This is a genomic window from Pseudomonas sp. MT92 (assembly GCF_058792515.1).
Genome location: NZ_JBXAFA010000011.1, coordinates 67855 through 84449 on the forward strand (window position 1 = coordinate 67855; position 16595 = coordinate 84449).

The window sequence follows — 16595 nt, forward strand, 5'->3', positions numbered from 1 at the left end:
ATGCTGGAAACAGTCGTAGTCGTTTTTCATCTGCTGGGTGCATTGGGCGTAGTTGCTCTGGTATTGCTGCAGCAGGGTAAAGGTGCGGATGCTGGCGCGTCTTTCGGAGCAGGTGCTTCAAATACTGTGTTCGGAAGCCAAGGTTCCTCTACCTTTCTTAGTAAGTTTACTGCTATACTTGCCGCAGGTTTCTTCATAACCAGCTTAGGGTTAGGTTACTTTGCTAAAGAGAAAGCTCACCAGCTGATTCAAGTAGGTTTGCCAAGCCCGGCAGTGTTGGAAGTTCCAAAGCAACAACCGGCTTCTGATGATGTACCGGTGCTTCAAGAGCAAAAGTCGGCCAACAGTGCGACTGACGTGCCTCCAGCTCAAGAGCAGAAGTAAGAAGGGTTTCAAACGTAGTATTGCCGAGGTGGTGGAATTGGTAGACACGCAACCTTGAGGTGGTTGTGCCCATAGGGTGTAGGGGTTCGAGTCCCCTTCTCGGTACCAATTAGTCAGGATAGCCCGCTGTTGCGGGCTTTCTTGCAGGTGGAAGGTTACATTGACCCTGTCAAGGATCGGTCGTATACTTCCGCCCCAGCTTTGTCGCGGGGTGGAGCAGTCTGGTAGCTCGTCGGGCTCATAACCCGAAGGTCGTCGGTTCAAATCCGGCCCCCGCAACCAGTTTAAGGAGCCCCTTTTAAGGGGCTTTTTGTTAGCTGGACACTTTATAACGCCGCTGTTCGACGGCGTTTCAGGGATGGGCGTTTCGCCCATTTTTTTATTTTGCATAGCATGCATTTACATGCACGAGGGGGTTCAGGTGTCGAGCAAGCTAGAACAGTTGCAGGCCTTGTTGGCCCCGGTGGTCGTGGCCCTTGGCTATGAATGCTGGGGTATTGAGTTTTCGGCTCAGGGTCGCCACTCACTGTTGCGCGTTTATATCGATAAAGAAGGCGGTGTGCTGGTGGACGACTGTGCCATCGTCAGCCGTCAGATCAGCGGTGTCCTGGATGTTGAAGATCCGATTTCCGTTGAGTACACCCTTGAAGTTTCCTCGCCTGGCATGGAACGCCCTCTGTTCACTATTGAGCAGTTTGCAAAATTTGCCGGTGAACAAGTGAAGATCAAGCTGCGTTCGCCTTTTGAAGGTCGACGCAACTTTCAGGGCCTTCTGCGCGGTGTAGAAGAGCAGGATGTCGTGGTGCAGGTAGAAGACCACGAGTTCCTGTTGCCGATCGATATGATCGACAAGGCCAACATTATTCCCAGTTTTGACTGAGACGCGGATCCCGCGGATCCAATGGCTTGCGAAAGGCGAGGCGTACGATGAGCAAAGAAGTACTGCTGGTTGTTGAGTCGGTATCCAATGAAAAGGGCGTACCGGCAAACGTAATTTTTGAAGCGCTGGAGCTGGCTCTGGCCACTGCTACCAAAAAGCGTTTCGAGGACGAAGTTGATCTGCGTGTGGAAATCAATCGCCACACCGGTGCTTATGAGACTTTCCGTCGCTGGACGGTTGTCGAAGAAGCAGACCTGGACGATCCGGCCATTGAAACCTGGCCGAGCAAGGTTGCTGAAACGCATCCGGGTGCCAAGGTGGGTGACGTCGTCGAAGAAAAAATCGAGTCGATCGAATTCGGCCGTATCGCTGCACAGACTGCCAAGCAAGTCATCGTGCAGAAAGTCCGCGAAGCCGAGCGTGCCCAGGTTGTTGACGCTTACCGCGAGCGCTTGGGTGAAATCATCTCCGGTACCGTGAAGAAAGTGACCCGCGACAACGTGATCGTCGATCTGGGTAACAACGCTGAAGCGTTGCTGGCTCGTGAAGACATCATTTCTCGCGAAACCTTCCGTGTTGGCGTGCGTCTGCGTGCGCTGCTCAAGGAAATCCGCACCGAGAACCGCGGCCCGCAGTTGATCCTGTCGCGTACCGCGCCGGAAATGCTGATCGAGTTGTTCCGCATCGAAGTGCCGGAAATCGCTGAAGGCTTGATCGAAGTGATGGCGGCGTCCCGTGACCCGGGTTCGCGCGCCAAGATCGCCGTCCGCTCGAAGGACAAACGCATCGACCCGCAGGGCGCTTGCATTGGTATGCGCGGCTCGCGCGTCCAGGCAGTGTCGGGCGAGCTGGGCGGTGAGCGTGTTGATATCGTTCTGTGGGATGACAACCCGGCTCAGTTCGTGATCAACGCCATGTCACCGGCCGAGGTTGCGGCAATTATCGTCGACGAAGATGCCCATGCAATGGACATCGCCGTTGGCGCAGACAATCTGGCTCAGGCCATCGGTCGCGGTGGTCAGAACGTGCGTCTGGCCAGCCAATTGACTGGCTGGACCCTGAACGTGATGACCGAATCGGACATCCAGGCTAAGCAGCAAGCAGAAACCGGCGACATCCTGCGCAACTTCATCGACGAGCTGGAAGTCGACGAAGAATTGGCCCAGGTGCTGGTCGATGAAGGCTTCACCAGCCTGGAAGAGATTGCCTACGTACCGTTGGAAGAAATGCTCAACATCGACGGCTTTGACGAAGACATCGTCAACGAGCTTCGCGCTCGTGCCAAGGATCGTTTGTTGACCAAAGCCATCGCTACTGAGGAAAAGCTGGCAGACGCCCATCCGGCCGAAGACCTGCTCTCGCTTGAGGGTATGGACAAGGATTTGGCGATGGAACTGGCGGTGCGCGGCGTAATTACCCGCGAAGACCTGGCCGAGCAGTCTATTGACGACCTGCTCGACATCGACGGCATTGACGATGATCGTGCCGGCAAGTTGATCATGGCCGCCCGAGCCCACTGGTTCGAGTAATTAGGCGCGGCCTGAGGAGAGAAGTGCATGACGCAAGTCACGGTGAAACAACTGGCCGATGAGGTCAAAACACCGGTAGAGCGCCTGTTGCAGCAGATGCGTGAGGCAGGTCTGCCGCACACCGCCGCCGAAGAAAGTGTGACTGACAGTGAGAAGCAATCGTTGCTGACTCACTTGAAAAGCAGCCACAAGGCGAAAGTGGAAGAACCACGCAAGATTACGCTGCAGCGTAAAACCACCAGCACCCTGCGTGTTGCTGGCAGCAAAAGCATCAGCGTAGAAGTACGCAAGAAGAAAGTCTTCGTACAGCGCAGCCCGGAAGAAATCGAAGCCGAGCGCAAGCGTGAACTGGAAGAGCGTCGCGCAGTAGAAAATGCTGCACGTCAGAAGGCTGAAGAAGAAGCCAAGCGTCGCGCCGAAGAAGAAGCTCGTCGCCAGCCAGCTGCTGCGCCGACCGCTCCAGCCGAACCTGTAGCCGCGCATGCAGCAGTGGCCGAACCTGTGCGCGAAAGCGCGCCGGTCGTGGCAGCTGCTCCAGCTGCGCCTGCGGCGGACACTCGCAAGCGTGACGAACAGCGCCGTCCGGACAAGCCACGTGCCGACGATAACAATCGTCGCGGTAGTGGCGATGGCGAGCGCAAAAACGCTCCGCATCGTGCGTCGGTCAAGGAAAAAGCGCCTGCTCCACGCGTTGCCCCTCGTACTACCGACGAAGAAAGCGATGGCTTCCGTCGTGGTGGTCGCGGCAAGGCCAAGCTGAAGAAGCGCAATGCCCACGGTTTCCAGAGCCCAACCGGCCCTGTCGTGCGCGAAGTGAAGATCGGCGAGACCATTACTGTGGGCGATCTGGCCCAGCAGATGTCGGTCAAGGCTGCTGAAATCATCAAGTTCATGTTCAAGCTGGGTACTCCGGCGACCATCAACCAGGTGCTCGATCAGGAAACTGCTCAACTGGTTGCCGAGGAGCTGGGCCACAAAGTGACCCTGGTCAGCGACACCGCCCTGGAAGATTCCCTGGCTGAGTCCCTGAAGTTTGAAGGCGAGGCCGTTGCCCGTGCGCCAGTCGTGACCGTAATGGGCCACGTTGACCATGGTAAGACTTCCCTGCTCGACTACATCCGTCGTGCCAAGGTTGCAGCTGGCGAAGCCGGCGGTATTACCCAGCACATCGGTGCATACCACGTTGAAACCGACCGTGGCATGGTGACGTTCCTCGATACCCCGGGCCACGCCGCGTTTACCGCGATGCGTGCCCGCGGTGCCAAGGCGACGGACATTGTGATCCTGGTCGTTGCAGCGGACGACGGCGTGATGCCGCAAACCATCGAAGCTGTTCAGCATGCCAAGGCCGCGGGCGTTCCGCTGGTCGTGGCGGTGAACAAGATCGACAAGCCGGGCGCTGATCTCGATCGCATCCGTAGCGAATTGTCGGTACACGGCGTGACGTCGGAAGAGTGGGGCGGTGACACGCCATTCGTACCGGTCTCGGCGAAGATGGGTACCGGTGTCGACGAATTGCTCGAAGCCGTTCTGCTGCAAGCCGAAGTTCTGGAATTGACAGCTACGCCTTCGGCTCCTGGTCGTGGTGTGGTGGTTGAATCGCGTCTCGACAAGGGCCGTGGCCCGGTGGCGACCGTTCTGGTTCAGGACGGTACCTTGCGTCAAGGCGACATGGTGCTGGTCGGTTCCAACTACGGCCGTGTTCGCGCCATGCTCGACGAGAACGGCAAGGCCATCAAGGAAGCCGGTCCAGCCATCCCTGTCGAGATCCTCGGCCTGGACGGTACCCCGGATGCTGGCGACGAGATGAGCGTGGTTGCCGACGAGAAGAAAGCCCGTGAAGTGGCTCTGTTCCGTCAAGGCAAGTTCCGCGAAGTCAAACTGGCTCGTGCTCACGCAGGCAAGCTGGAAAACATCTTCGAAAACATGGGTCAGGAAGAGAAGAAGACGCTCAACATCGTCCTCAAATCCGACGTCCGTGGTTCGCTGGAAGCGTTGAACGGTGCCTTGAACGGCCTGGGTAACGACGAAGTGCAAGTGCGCGTTGTCGGTGGCGGTGTCGGTGGTATCACCGAGTCCGACGCCAACCTGGCACTGGCCTCCAATGCTGTACTGTTCGGCTTCAACGTGCGTGCCGATGCCGGCGCTCGCAAGATCGTCGAGCAGGAAGGTCTGGATATGCGTTATTACAACGTGATCTACGACATCATCGAAGACGTCAAGAAAGCCCTCACCGGTATGCTTGGCAGCGATGTTCGCGAGAACATCCTCGGTGTGGCCGAAGTGCGTGACGTGTTCCGTTCGCCGAAGTTTGGCGCGATCGCCGGTTGCATGGTGATCGAGGGTACTGTTCACCGTAACCGTCCAATCCGTGTACTGCGCGAAGACATCGTTATCTTCGAAGGCGAGCTGGAATCCCTGCGCCGCTTCAAGGATGACGCTTCCGAAGTGCGTGCCGGCATGGAATGCGGTATCGGCGTGAAGAGCTACAACGACGTCAAAGTCGGTGACAAGATCGAAGTCTTCGAGAAGGTTCAGGTTGCTCGCAGCCTCTAACTCGCGCACTTCAAGAGCCGTGATGGGCAGCCGCATGCAAATGCACGGCGCATCACCCGGACTCTAAACGCAACGCCCGGTCTGGCTTCTGTCAGGCCGGGCGTTTGCCGCTTTCAGACCTCACGGGTTTCGCCGTGGGGCAGTAACAGGTAACAAGACATGGCAAAAGAATATAGCCGTACCCAACGTATCGGCGATCAGATGCAGCGCGAGCTGGCACAACTGATCCGTCGTGAAGTCAAAGACCCGCGCGTCGGCCTGGTCACCATTACCGCAGTGGAAGTCAGCCGTGACGTCGGTCACGCCAAGATTTTCATCACCGTGATGGGGCAGGACAGCGCCGAAGACATCGCACAGAGCATCAAGGTGCTCAACTCCGCCGCCGGTTTCCTGCGCATGCAGTTGGCTCGCGAGATGAAGCTGCGCAGCGTTCCACAGTTGCACTTCCATTACGACGAAAGCGTTGTGCGTGGTGCGCATCTGTCGGCCTTGATCGAGCGCGCAGTGGCTGAAGACAATCAGCATCCGGTTGCGGCAGAAGCCGAAGACACCAAGGAGTAATCGGTGGCTCAGGTCAAACGTATCCGTCGTAACGTCAGCGGTATCATCCTGCTGGACAAGCCGCTGGGGTTCACCTCCAATGCGGCCTTGCAGAAGGTCCGCTGGTTGCTCAATGCCGAGAAGGCGGGACACACCGGCAGTCTCGATCCGCTGGCCACCGGCGTGTTGCCGTTGTGCTTCGGTGAGGCCACCAAGTTCTCGCAATACCTGCTCGATTCCGACAAGGGTTACGAAACCCTGGCGCAACTGGGCAAAACCACGACCACGGCGGATGCCGAGGGCGAAGTTTTGCAGGAGCGTCCTGTGACCGTTGGTCGCTCCGATATCGAAGCTGTATTGCCGAATTTTCGTGGGCAAATCAGTCAGATACCGCCGATGTACTCGGCGCTCAAGCGTGATGGCCAGCCGCTGTACAAGCTGGCCCGTGCAGGCGAAGTAGTGGAGCGTGAACCGCGTTCTGTTACTATTACGCGCTTGGAATTGCTGGCCTTCGAAGGTGATACTGCGCGGCTGGCAGTGGATTGCAGCAAAGGCACCTATATTCGCACCCTGGTGGAGGATATTGGTGAGCAGCTCGGTTGTGGCGCTTACGTTGCAGAACTGCGACGTACCCAGGCCGGGCCTTTCACGCTGGCCCAGACGGTCACCCTGGAAGAGTTGGAAGCGGTACATGCCGAAGGCGGCAACGAAGCGGTCGACCGCTTCCTGATGCCATCGGACAGCGGTCTGCTGGATTGGCCGCTTTTGCAGTTCTCGGAGCACAGCTCGTTCTACTGGCTTAACGGCCAGCCGGTACGTGCTCCGGATGCACCGAAATTCGGTATGGTACGGGTACAGGATCACAACGGTCGCTTCATCGGTATCGGTGAAGTGAGCGAAGACGGGCGCATCGCGCCGCGTCGACTGATTCGGTCAGAATGACCGGACGAGGGTGGCTGTCAACAGGCACGGTCACTACTCATTTTTAGATACAGGGATTTGTCCCTGGCCTGTTGAAACTGTTTTTCTGAAACAGTTTCCTGATAAAAGGATTGCCTCATGGCTCTCGACGTTCAAGAAAAAGCCCAAATCGTAGCTGACTACCAGCAAGCTGTTGGTGACACTGGTTCGCCAGAAGTGCAAGTTGCACTGCTGACCGCCAACATCAACAAACTGCAAGGTCACTTCAAGGCCAACGGTAAAGATCACCACTCCCGTCGTGGTCTGATCCGCATGGTAAACCAGCGTCGTAAGCTGCTGGACTACCTGAAAGGCAAAGACGTGAGCCGTTACAGCGCTCTGATCGGTCGCCTGGGTCTGCGTCGCTAATTCAGCGATTGCGCTAGAGGTTGGTTGTCTGTCGTGCGTCCGCGGGTTTCCCGCTGGCACATGGCAGGCTTCCAGCCTCAAGTTTTATCTGGATATCTGCTTTGCCTGAGTCGCTGCACCCTGGACATCCCGATCGGGCCGACTCCCGACGTTGCCCAAGAATTTCGCAAGAAACCAGTTTCCCCAAGAGCCACAAAAGAAGGTAGGACACCGTGAACCCGGTCATCAAAAAATTCCAGTTCGGTCAGTCGACCGTTACCCTCGAGACTGGCCGTATCGCCCGTCAGGCCTCCGGCGCAGTATTGGTCACCGTTGACGACGACGTCAGCGTATTGGTGACCGTAGTCGGTGCCAAGCAAGCCGATCCAGGCAAGGGCTTCTTCCCTCTGTCTGTTCACTACCAGGAAAAAACTTACGCTGCCGGTAAGATCCCTGGTGGTTTCTTCAAGCGCGAAGGCCGTCCTTCCGAGAAAGAAACCCTGACTTCCCGACTGATCGACCGTCCGATCCGTCCGCTGTTCCCGGAAGGCTTCATGAACGAAGTGCAGGTCGTCTGCACCGTCGTTTCCACCAGCAAGAAGACCGATCCGGACATCGCTGCGATGATCGGTACCTCGGCTGCGCTGGCGATCTCCGGCATTCCGTTCGATGGTCCGATCGGCGCTGCCCGCGTTGCGTTCCACGAAAGCACCGGCTACCTGCTGAACCCGACTTACGAGCAGCTGGCTGCTTCGAGCCTGGACATGGTCGTTGCCGGTACTTCTGAAGCCGTTCTGATGGTTGAATCCGAAGCCAAAGAACTGACCGAAGACCAGATGCTGGGCGCCGTACTGTTCGCCCATGACGAGTTCCAGGTCGTTATCCAGGCCGTCAAAGAGCTGGCCGCCGAAGCTGCCAAGCCAACCTGGGCCTGGGCTCCGCAAGCCGAAGCCACCGAGCTGCTGGGTGCCATTCGCGCCGAGTTCGGCGAAGCGATCTCCCAGGCTTACACCATCACCGTCAAGGCCGACCGTTATGCTCGCCTGGGCGAGCTGAAGGATCAGGTCGTTGCCAAGCTGTCCGGCGAAGAAGGCCAGCCTTCCGCTGCTGACGTCAAAGCTGCTTTCGGTGAAATCGAATACCGCACCGTTCGCGAAAACATCGTAAACGGCAAGCCACGTATCGACGGCCGCGACACCCGCACCGTACGTCCGCTGAACATCGAGGTCGGCGTTCTGCCGAAGACCCACGGTTCGGCGCTGTTCACCCGTGGCGAAACCCAGGCTCTGGTCGTTGCAACTCTGGGTACTGCCCGTGATGCACAACTGCTGGACACCCTGGAAGGCGAGAAAAAAGACCCGTTCATGCTGCACTACAACTTCCCTCCGTTCTCGGTGGGCGAGTGTGGTCGCATGGGTGGTGCCGGTCGTCGCGAAATCGGTCACGGCCGTCTGGCCCGTCGTTCGGTTCAGGCCATGCTGCCTGCCGCCGACGTGTTCCCGTACACCATCCGCGTTGTGTCGGAAATCACCGAGTCCAACGGTTCGAGCTCCATGGCTTCGGTCTGCGGTGCTTCCCTGGCTCTGATGGACGCTGGTGTTCCAATGAAGGCGCCGGTTGCCGGTATCGCCATGGGTCTGGTTAAAGAAGGCGAGAAATTTGCCGTCCTGACCGACATCCTGGGCGACGAAGACCACCTGGGCGACATGGACTTCAAGGTAGCCGGTACCGCCAAAGGCGTGACCGCGCTGCAGATGGACATCAAGATCAAGGGCATCACCGAAGAAATCATGGAAATCGCTCTGGGCCAAGCCCTGGAAGCGCGCCTGAACATCCTCGGTCAGATGAACCAGATCATCGGCCAGTCGCGTACCGAACTGTCGGCCAATGCACCGACCATGATCGCGATGAAGATCGACACCGACAAAATCCGTGATGTCATCGGTAAAGGTGGCGCGACCATTCGTGCGATCTGTGAAGAGACCAAGGCTTCGATCGATATCGAAGACGACGGTTCGATCAAGATCTTCGGCGAGACCAAGGACGCCGCTGAAGCAGCACGTCAGCGCGTTCTGGGTATCACCGCGGAAGCCGAGATCGGCAAGATCTACGTCGGTAAGGTTGAGCGCATCGTCGACTTCGGCGCATTCGTCAACATCCTGCCGGGCAAGGACGGTCTGGTTCACATCTCCATGCTGAGCGACGCTCGCGTAGAGAAAGTGACCGACATCCTCAAGGAAGGTCAGGAAGTGGAAGTACTGGTACTGGACGTGGACAACCGCGGCCGCATCAAGCTGTCCATCAAGGACGTAGCAGCAGCCAAGGCTTCGGGCGTTTAATCCGCTCCCCCGCCTGACCGCTTCAACGTTGTAAAAAGACCCCGCCGTGAAAACGACGGGGTCTTTTTTTGCCTGTAGACAATCGAGGCGCTGGCTAAAGTTGCCGGTATGCCTTCGCGATGCTAGGTTTAGCGCACTGCCCGTGTAGCTCAGTCGGTAGAGCAGCGCACTCGTAACGCGAAGGTCGCAGGTTCGATTCCTGTCTCGGGCACCATCTCCCCTGTTGTTTCGCCTGTCTGCTTCAATCCTCGATCGTACTGTTGAGTTCGTCCCCTTCGTTGCGGCTGGCGTCTTGGCTGGAATCGCTGCCGGCCTGTTTCCAGGCGCGACTGAAGATGAGTGCGGTTTATTTGTGGATTGATGTAAAGAGTCGTGTAAATCGTCTGATAAACATCCTATATTCGGAACCTGCATGAGCTTAGCCCAGCAGTTTTCAGATGATCCCGAATGGTTCTGAAGGCCAGACAAACCAGGTTGAACACGGTTATTTGCGTCAGAGAGATCCTTGATGATCCAGATCCATCTTCCATTCCCCAGATCAGCGAGAACACCATGACCGTTAAAGAAATGAGCCAGGAAGCCCGGCACGAAGAGGCGCTCAACAAGTATTTGCTGGATTCGCCCCAGTTAGCCGAAGAGATCAAGGACTTGCCAGCCGACGATCAGAAAGACCAGATCCAGTGGGCCTTCGAAGATGAGGCTGAAGCCCAGAGCCTGCAGCCGTGGGAGCTGACGCTCAAGTACACATCAAGCCCCGAAGAGTACGAGGCCGCGCGCCTGGCTCTGCACAAGGAGGCGGCTGAAGTGTTGGGCGTCGAGTGGGATGAGTACTGCGAGATGAATAATCTGGTGGTCTGAAAAAGCACCCACCACATGCAGGAGCGAGCAAGCTCGCTCCTGCAGTTTCTCATTGCGTGTGATCAGAGGCTCAGACGCATCGACAGATCGACAGCCTTCACATCCTTGGTCATTGCACCAATCGAAATGTAATCCACGCCGGTTTCGGCGATAGGCAGCAAGGTGCTTTCGTTGATGCCGCCGCTGGCCTCCAGTTTTGCCTTGCCAGCGTTCAAGCGCACGGCTTCGCGCATGTCATCCAGGCTCAGTTCATCGAGCATGATGATGTCGGCACCGGCCGCCAAGGCCTCTTTCAGTTCATCCAGGTTTTCCACTTCGATCTCAACCGGTTTGCCCGGTGCGATTTTGTGCGCGGCGGCGATGGCCTCAGGAATGCCTCCGCAAGCGGCGATATGGTTTTCCTTGATCAGGAACGCGTCATACAAACCGATGCGATGATTGTGACAACCGCCACAGGTCACGGCGTACTTTTGCGCCAGACGCAGGCCCGGCAGGGTTTTGCGAGTGTCGAGCAGCTTGACCTGGGTCTGGGCCACGAAATCTGCCAGGTATTGCGCGCGGGTGGCCACGCCGGACAGCAGTTGCAGGAAGTTCAAGGCACTGCGTTCACCGGTCAGCAACGAGCGCGCGGGGCCTTCGAGGTGGAACAGCACCTGGTTGGGTTTGACCCTTTCGCCATCGGCGACCTGCCAGTGCACCGCCACTCGTGGGTCCAGTTGCCGAAACACGGTATCGACCCAAGCGGTACCGCTGATGACGGCGGCGTCGCGGGTGATGATGGTGGCTTTGGCCAGGCGTTCGGCCGGGATCAGCTGTGCGGTGATGTCGCCGCTGCCAATGTCTTCGAGCAGCGCGCGGCGCACGTTGGCTTCGATTTCGGTGGTCAAATCGGCGAGGCGTAGATTCGGCATAACGGACTCCACAAACAAAGTGGCCCGATTATAGGGCCATGGTGCGAAGCAACCCAAGGCATCCGAGCTATCGCCAATGCTCAGACGCCTGCATTTGGTCGAATCCCAAGAACCTGCCTGTAGGCAAGGGAGGGGTCTATTTACGCAGAAGCCGAAGAGTCCTCTGGCGCAAGCGCTATCTTTTACAAGATAATTCGCCTTGTATTTGACGTCATGACTTTGACGATTCGGATTTTCTGGAGGCTGGATGCACAAAGACGGGAATGTAGTGCCTCTGCGCAAGGCGACTACCGATCAGGCGATCCACTTGCCGCTCGCCCGCCTGCCTGTGATTCTGCTTCAGGTTCGCGACAAGGCTACGCAACAACTGCGGCAGAGTTTGCAAGAGCTGTTCGATAACGCTGATGACACGCTTTTCGAGTTGGCCGACCGTGCTCGTAGCGACGTCGAACACAACATCTTCTTTCAAGCGATGCGCGACTTGCGTCTCAAGCGCAAAAGTATCGAGCGGGTTTTTTTCGAACAGTTCTTCGACGGGTTTATCAGGCTGGCCCAGTACGAAACCACGCCTACCATCCTGACTCGTGTATCACCGGTCGACGTCAGCGTTGCACTGGAGAATGACGAACTGGAGCGCAATGTTGCGGTGGAGTCGATGGTCAACAAAGTGTTGCATCGCGATGGTTACGCCCTCGACCAACTCACCGCCCGCCTCAGCACATTACTGGGTGGGGCATTGATCGAACGACACAACCCCATGGGGCCGACGATGCTCTGCGAGTTTTTCCTGCAGGCCGCGCGTCACCTGGGGGTAACGTTCAAGGTCAAGCTGATCATTCTCAAACTGTTCGATCGTTACGTACTCAGTGGTGCCGACCAGCTTTACGCTGAAGCCAATCAACTGTTGATCGCCACCGGCGTGCTGCCTGGCCTCAAGCCTGCGCCAGGGCGCCGGATGGCGGATCAGCCGCCCTCCAGCACATCCCATGATTGCGCCGAAGGGCAAAACGAAGACGCTGTGCCGCCGGTGTTCCCGGCGCTACAGCAATTGTTGCTCGGAGTGCGCGGCAGCGTCGTCCCCACTCTGGATGCCAGTACCGCGGGAGAGCCGATTTCCAGCCAGGACCTGTTGCGTCTGCTCTCGCATCTTCAGGAATCTACACCCGCGCCGAACGCGCGCAATGACCTGGATCTGCGCACCCGGCTGCAACAGTTGCTGACAGGGGCCCAGGCCAGAAGCGGCAGGTTGCGCGTCGTCGGTGCGGCCGATGCAGATGTGATCAATCTGATCGCCATGTTGTTCCAAAGCATCCTCGACGACCGTCATTTGCCGGATGCGCTCAAGGCCTTGATGGGGCGGCTGCAAATACCGATGGTGAAGGTGGCGGTGCTCGATAAGCGTTTGTTCAGCCGCAGCAACCATCCGGCGCGACGCCTGCTTAATGAAATCGCCAGTGCCGCCCAGGGCTGGAGCGAGTGCGATGACCTCGAACGTGACAGCCTTTACGTGCGCACGGAGCAGGTGGTGCAGCGCCTGTTGAACGATTTTGTTGACGACCCGGCGATATTTTCCGAAGTGCTGGCCGACTTCCTGGCTTTCACCAGTGATGAGCGTCGTCGCAGTGAGTTACTGGAACAGCGCACCCGCGATGTCGAAGAGGGGCGCGCCAGAACCCTGCTGGCCCGTCAGCGTGTCGAACAGGCGCTGAACCAGGCGCTACTGGGCAAAGTGTTGCCGCAAAGCGTGGTGCTGTTTGCCCGGGATGCCTGGAGCAAAGTGTTGCTGTTGACCTGCCTCAAGCATGGCGATCAATCCACAAAGTGGCACGCCGATGTGCAAGTCATGGAGGATTTGATCTGGAGCGTCCAGCGTCATGAAGAGCCCGACGCCGGTACACGATTGTTGGCGCGGGTGCCGGGTTTGCTCAAATCCTTGCGCGAGGGTTTGAGTGGTTCGGCGTACGACCCTTTCGCCACCAGTGAGTTTTTCAGCGAACTGGAAAGCCTGCATGTGCAATTGTTTGAGCGGCCCGAATGCCCGCTCGCGGATGCGGCGGTCATGATCGAAGTGCTGGAAAGAATCGTATTGCCCAGCGCCGATGAAGGCCCTGTGGATAAGGGGCTGCCGCTGCCGGCAGACGATGCCGGAATGCGCCACGTCAATCAGCTGCATTCTGGCTGCTGGGTCGAGTTCCAGACCGGTCCGGAAAACTCCCTGCGCTGCAAACTGGCGGCGATCATTGAAGCCACCGGTCAATACATCTTCGTCAACCGCACCGGCATGAAGGTGCTGGAGCGCAGTCGTTCGTCCCTGGCGCGGGAATTTCGCCAGGGGGCGGCACGGGTCCTCGATGACACCTTATTGTTTGATCGGGCGCTGGAGTCGGTCATCGGCCACCTGCGGCGCCTCAATCGCGGCAAGTGATCGCGTTCGGACGGGCTATCGCGGCATACTGGGCACTCACACGGTCGTCGTTGAAGGAGCCTGTATGCAGTTGGACCCCGCAAGCGGTTGGTGTCAGGACGTGCGTCTTTGCCCCTCGCCCAACTTCAATGCGCGCCCCACGGGCGAAATTTCCCTGCTGGTGATCCACAACATCAGCCTGCCGCCGGCGCAATTCGCCACGGGAAAGGTGCAGGAATTTTTCCAGAACCGACTGGATGTCACGGAGCACCCCTACTTTGAAGGGATTGCCGATCTGCGGGTGTCGGCGCATTTTCTGATCGAGCGTGACGGCACTGTCACCCAGTTTGTCTCTTGCCTTGAGCGCGCCTGGCACGCCGGCGTTTCGAGTTTCGAGGGGCGGGAGACCTGTAACGATTTTTCCGTGGGAATTGAACTCGAAGGCACGGATGATCTGCCGTTCACCGACGCCCAATATGACGCGTTGACGGCCCTTACCCGGCAACTGCAAAGCGCCTTCACGGCCATTACCACGCAGCGCATCTGCGGGCACAGTGACATCGCGCCCGGGCGCAAGACTGATCCGGGACCGGCGTTCGATTGGGCACGCTATCGTGCGGCCCTGGCAAAAGCCGCCATGGAAAAAGAGGAGTAACAATGAGTTTTCTGGTGCTGCTGTTGGCGGTCTGGATCGAGAAGTTCTCGGCCCTGCGCCACCGGGTACAACGCGACGGTTTTTGGTTGCGCGAACTGGCCAGGCTTGAGGTCAACGCGCGTCTGGTCAATCGGCCGTGGCTGATCCTGGCCATTTCGGTATTTTTGCCGGTGGCGTTGTTGGGGTTGCTGTTGGTAGTACTGCAGCCAGTGGCCTACGGCTTGCTGGTGTTACCGGTGCACCTGCTGGTGGTGATTTACAGTCTGGGTCGTGGCGATCTGCTCGCTGGCCTGGGTCCGTTTCGCGATGCCTGGCGTCGCGAAGACCTGCAAGCCGCGGCCCATGTCGCCAAACGCGATGTGGATATCTGCGCCGACAGTGGCGAACAACTGCTGGAACGGGTTGAAGGACATCTGCTGTGGGAGGCCTACCAGAGCTTTTTCGCGGTGATTTTCTGGTACTTCCTGTTGGGGCCGGTCGCGGCTCTGAGTTATCGATTGCTCGCGCTGGTTGAGGAGCATGGGAAAAACCCGGCCGTGGTCGAACGCGCGGCGCAACTGCGTCATGCCTTCGATTGGCTGCCGGTGCGCTTGCTGGCGGCAAGTTTTGCCTTGGTCGGCAACTTTGTCGCCGTCGGCCGGGTGATGTTGCACGAGTTGTTGAACTGGAACATCAGCGCCGCGCAATTGATCGAGAAGGCCGGGCTGGTGGCGGGTGAAATCCCGGCACCGGTGGTCGGGCCTGAAGGCATCAATAATCTTGACCGGATCTGGGAACTGCTGTTGCGGGCTGCAGTGCTTTGGTACGCCGGGTTCGCCTTGTGGACCGTTCTGGCCTGATTTCTTTTTAGCGGCCAAAAGCTTGTCCGGGCGCAGCCTGAGCCCCGGACAAACTTTTGCCGTTAACCTTAAGTTACAAAACCTCCCTTCGATTTACGCTATACAGAAATAGCGCCGGGTAGTGGCTATCTGCTGTCGGTCTGCGCCTGCCAATAAAAATAAGAAATCATGGGGAGACTTCCAGTGAAGAGCTTGCTCTATCCCGCTGTCGCACTGATGAACCGTCTGAGCTTTGGCATGAAGTTCAGTCTGATCAGCGTCCTGTTCCTGGTGCCGATGCTGGTGACCAACTTCTACCTGGTGCGTGACTCCTATCGCGAATTCCAGGGTACCCGTACCGAACTGCAAAGCCTCGACCTGCTGGGCAGCAGCCTGGCGTTGCGGCGCGATCTGGAAACCCTCAACAACCTGGTGCAGATCAATGTCACCCTGGGCCAATCGGGCAAGGCGGGCAATGTCGAGTCGCAGATCAGCGCCCTGGAGCAAAGCCTTCTGGCCCGTTTGCAAGGGCTGACCGCGATGAGCACGGACCCCGAGCAAATCGCGGTATTCGATACCAAGCGCGATGAAATGATCGCTGCCTTCAAGGCGCAACACAGCGAAACGTCCCTGCAAAGCAAAAGCGGAATGATTGGCAAGTTGCTCGGCAGTGCGCAGATTTTCAGCCAGATCGTCGCCAGTCAGGCCGGACTGAGCCGCGATTCCCAGAGCGACATGCGCCAACTGAGCGAACTCATCACCAATGTCACCCCGCCAGTGACTCAGCTTCTGGGTGAAGGTCGGGCGATGGGCTCCTTCTCGCTGGGCCAGGGGTTTCTCAATTCGGCGTCGAGTACCCGTTTCGATGAGCTGTTGGCGCAGATCGAAAAGCTGCAAGGCGAGTATGGGCTGAAATTGCAGGACGCATTGGGCTCCAGCAAAGCGGCGCGGGAAACCCTGGCAGCCCTGGCCGATGGCAGCAGGGCGACGTTGAAAAAGGCCAGTGAATTGTTCGAAGAACAAGTGGTAATGGCCGACACCCTGGATACGCCCTGGCAGGGTTTCTACGATCAGGTCACTGGCCTGATGGACCAGACGTATCAGCTCAACGAAGCCACGCTGAAATTTCTCGGCGTGCAGTTGCAGCAGCGCCTGGATCAGAACCGCACGCACATGGTCTTGCAGGCAGTGGCGCTGTCGGTGGTGTTTGTGCTGATCTTCTACCTTTACGGCGGCTTCTACGCCTCGACCCGTACCACGCTCAAACGCCTTGGCGGGGTGATGGATAAAGTCGCGGCCGGCGACATGACGGTGACGTTCAGCGCCCACAGTCGCGATGAATTGGGCGAGTTGGGCGAGGTATTCAACGGCACCGTGAAAAAAATCCATGACCTGATTGAGCGTGTGGGGCAA

General features: G+C 58.0%; 13 protein-coding genes and 3 tRNA genes. 15 read left to right on the top strand and 1 reads right to left on the bottom strand.

The genetic code is table 11. The features are described 5' to 3' along the window. The 12 genes from secG to AC1Q6D_RS20545 all read left to right on the top strand — a co-directional run bounded on the left by secG (nucleotide 1) and on the right by AC1Q6D_RS20545 (nucleotide 10394). Nucleotides 1–384 carry a preprotein translocase subunit SecG gene (gene secG, locus AC1Q6D_RS20490; RefSeq protein ID WP_103404030.1) on the top strand — a complete coding sequence of 128 codons (384 nt, stop codon included), beginning with the start codon at nucleotides 1–3 and terminating at the stop codon, nucleotides 382–384. Nucleotides 385–406: 22 nt separating this feature from the next. Then, nucleotides 407–492, top strand: a tRNA-Leu gene (locus AC1Q6D_RS20495). A 97-nt stretch (nucleotides 493–589) separates the two neighbouring features. After that, nucleotides 590–666, top strand: a tRNA-Met gene (locus tag AC1Q6D_RS20500). 139 nt (nucleotides 667–805) lie between these two features. Further along, nucleotides 806–1264, top strand: coding sequence for a ribosome maturation factor RimP (rimP, locus tag AC1Q6D_RS20505; RefSeq protein WP_047539309.1), 459 nt, complete (start codon nucleotides 806–808; stop codon nucleotides 1262–1264). Nucleotides 1265–1311: 47 nt separating this feature from the next. Next, nucleotides 1312–2793 carry a transcription termination factor NusA gene (nusA, locus tag AC1Q6D_RS20510; protein WP_047537517.1) on the top strand — a complete coding sequence of 494 codons (1482 nt, stop codon included), beginning with the start codon at nucleotides 1312–1314 and terminating at the stop codon, nucleotides 2791–2793. Between the two features lie 27 nt (nucleotides 2794–2820). Beyond that, complete coding sequence (infB, locus tag AC1Q6D_RS20515; protein WP_047537520.1) at nucleotides 2821–5349, top strand: translation initiation factor IF-2; 2529 nt, start codon at nucleotides 2821–2823, stop codon at nucleotides 5347–5349. 159 nt (nucleotides 5350–5508) lie between these two features. Next, nucleotides 5509–5910 carry a 30S ribosome-binding factor RbfA gene (rbfA, locus tag AC1Q6D_RS20520; RefSeq protein WP_034148332.1) on the top strand — a complete coding sequence of 134 codons (402 nt, stop codon included), beginning with the start codon at nucleotides 5509–5511 and terminating at the stop codon, nucleotides 5908–5910. A gap of 3 nt (nucleotides 5911–5913) precedes the next feature. Beyond that, a complete protein-coding gene (gene truB, locus AC1Q6D_RS20525) occupies nucleotides 5914–6831 on the top strand; it encodes a tRNA pseudouridine(55) synthase TruB (RefSeq protein ID WP_047537524.1) in 918 nt (305 codons plus the stop codon). A 117-nt stretch (nucleotides 6832–6948) separates the two neighbouring features. Further along, entirely contained in the window at nucleotides 6949–7218 is a 270-nt protein-coding gene (rpsO, locus tag AC1Q6D_RS20530) for a 30S ribosomal protein S15 (RefSeq protein WP_046820615.1), read from the top strand. A gap of 212 nt (nucleotides 7219–7430) precedes the next feature. Then, the gene (gene pnp / locus AC1Q6D_RS20535; protein WP_103404029.1) at nucleotides 7431–9536 is read left to right on the top strand and encodes a polyribonucleotide nucleotidyltransferase; all 2106 of its coding nucleotides are present in this window, start codon (nucleotides 7431–7433) and stop codon (nucleotides 9534–9536) included. 138 nt (nucleotides 9537–9674) lie between these two features. Beyond that, nucleotides 9675–9750, top strand: a tRNA-Thr gene (locus tag AC1Q6D_RS20540). Nucleotides 9751–10088: 338 nt separating this feature from the next. After that, nucleotides 10089–10394, top strand: a complete 306-nt coding sequence (locus AC1Q6D_RS20545) for a DUF6388 family protein (protein WP_103404072.1) — start codon at nucleotides 10089–10091, stop codon at nucleotides 10392–10394. A gap of 62 nt (nucleotides 10395–10456) precedes the next feature. On the opposite strand, the gene nadC is transcribed toward AC1Q6D_RS20545, so the two are convergent. After that, the gene (gene nadC, locus AC1Q6D_RS20550) at nucleotides 10457–11305 is read right to left on the bottom strand and encodes a carboxylating nicotinate-nucleotide diphosphorylase (protein ID WP_047537530.1); all 849 of its coding nucleotides are present in this window, start codon (nucleotides 11303–11305) and stop codon (nucleotides 10457–10459) included. A 247-nt stretch (nucleotides 11306–11552) separates the two neighbouring features. Between nadC and AC1Q6D_RS20555 the strand changes: the two genes are divergently transcribed. The 3 genes from AC1Q6D_RS20555 to ampE all read left to right on the top strand — a co-directional run bounded on the left by AC1Q6D_RS20555 (nucleotide 11553) and on the right by ampE (nucleotide 15203). Further along, the gene (locus AC1Q6D_RS20555; RefSeq protein WP_103404028.1) at nucleotides 11553–13730 is read left to right on the top strand and encodes a DUF1631 domain-containing protein; all 2178 of its coding nucleotides are present in this window, start codon (nucleotides 11553–11555) and stop codon (nucleotides 13728–13730) included. A 64-nt stretch (nucleotides 13731–13794) separates the two neighbouring features. Next, the gene (gene ampD, locus AC1Q6D_RS20560; RefSeq protein WP_090467112.1) at nucleotides 13795–14364 is read left to right on the top strand and encodes a 1,6-anhydro-N-acetylmuramyl-L-alanine amidase AmpD; all 570 of its coding nucleotides are present in this window, start codon (nucleotides 13795–13797) and stop codon (nucleotides 14362–14364) included. 2 nt (nucleotides 14365–14366) lie between these two features. Then, nucleotides 14367–15203 carry a regulatory signaling modulator protein AmpE gene (ampE, locus tag AC1Q6D_RS20565; protein ID WP_103404027.1) on the top strand — a complete coding sequence of 279 codons (837 nt, stop codon included), beginning with the start codon at nucleotides 14367–14369 and terminating at the stop codon, nucleotides 15201–15203. The last annotated feature ends 1392 nt before the right edge of the window (nucleotides 15204–16595 follow it).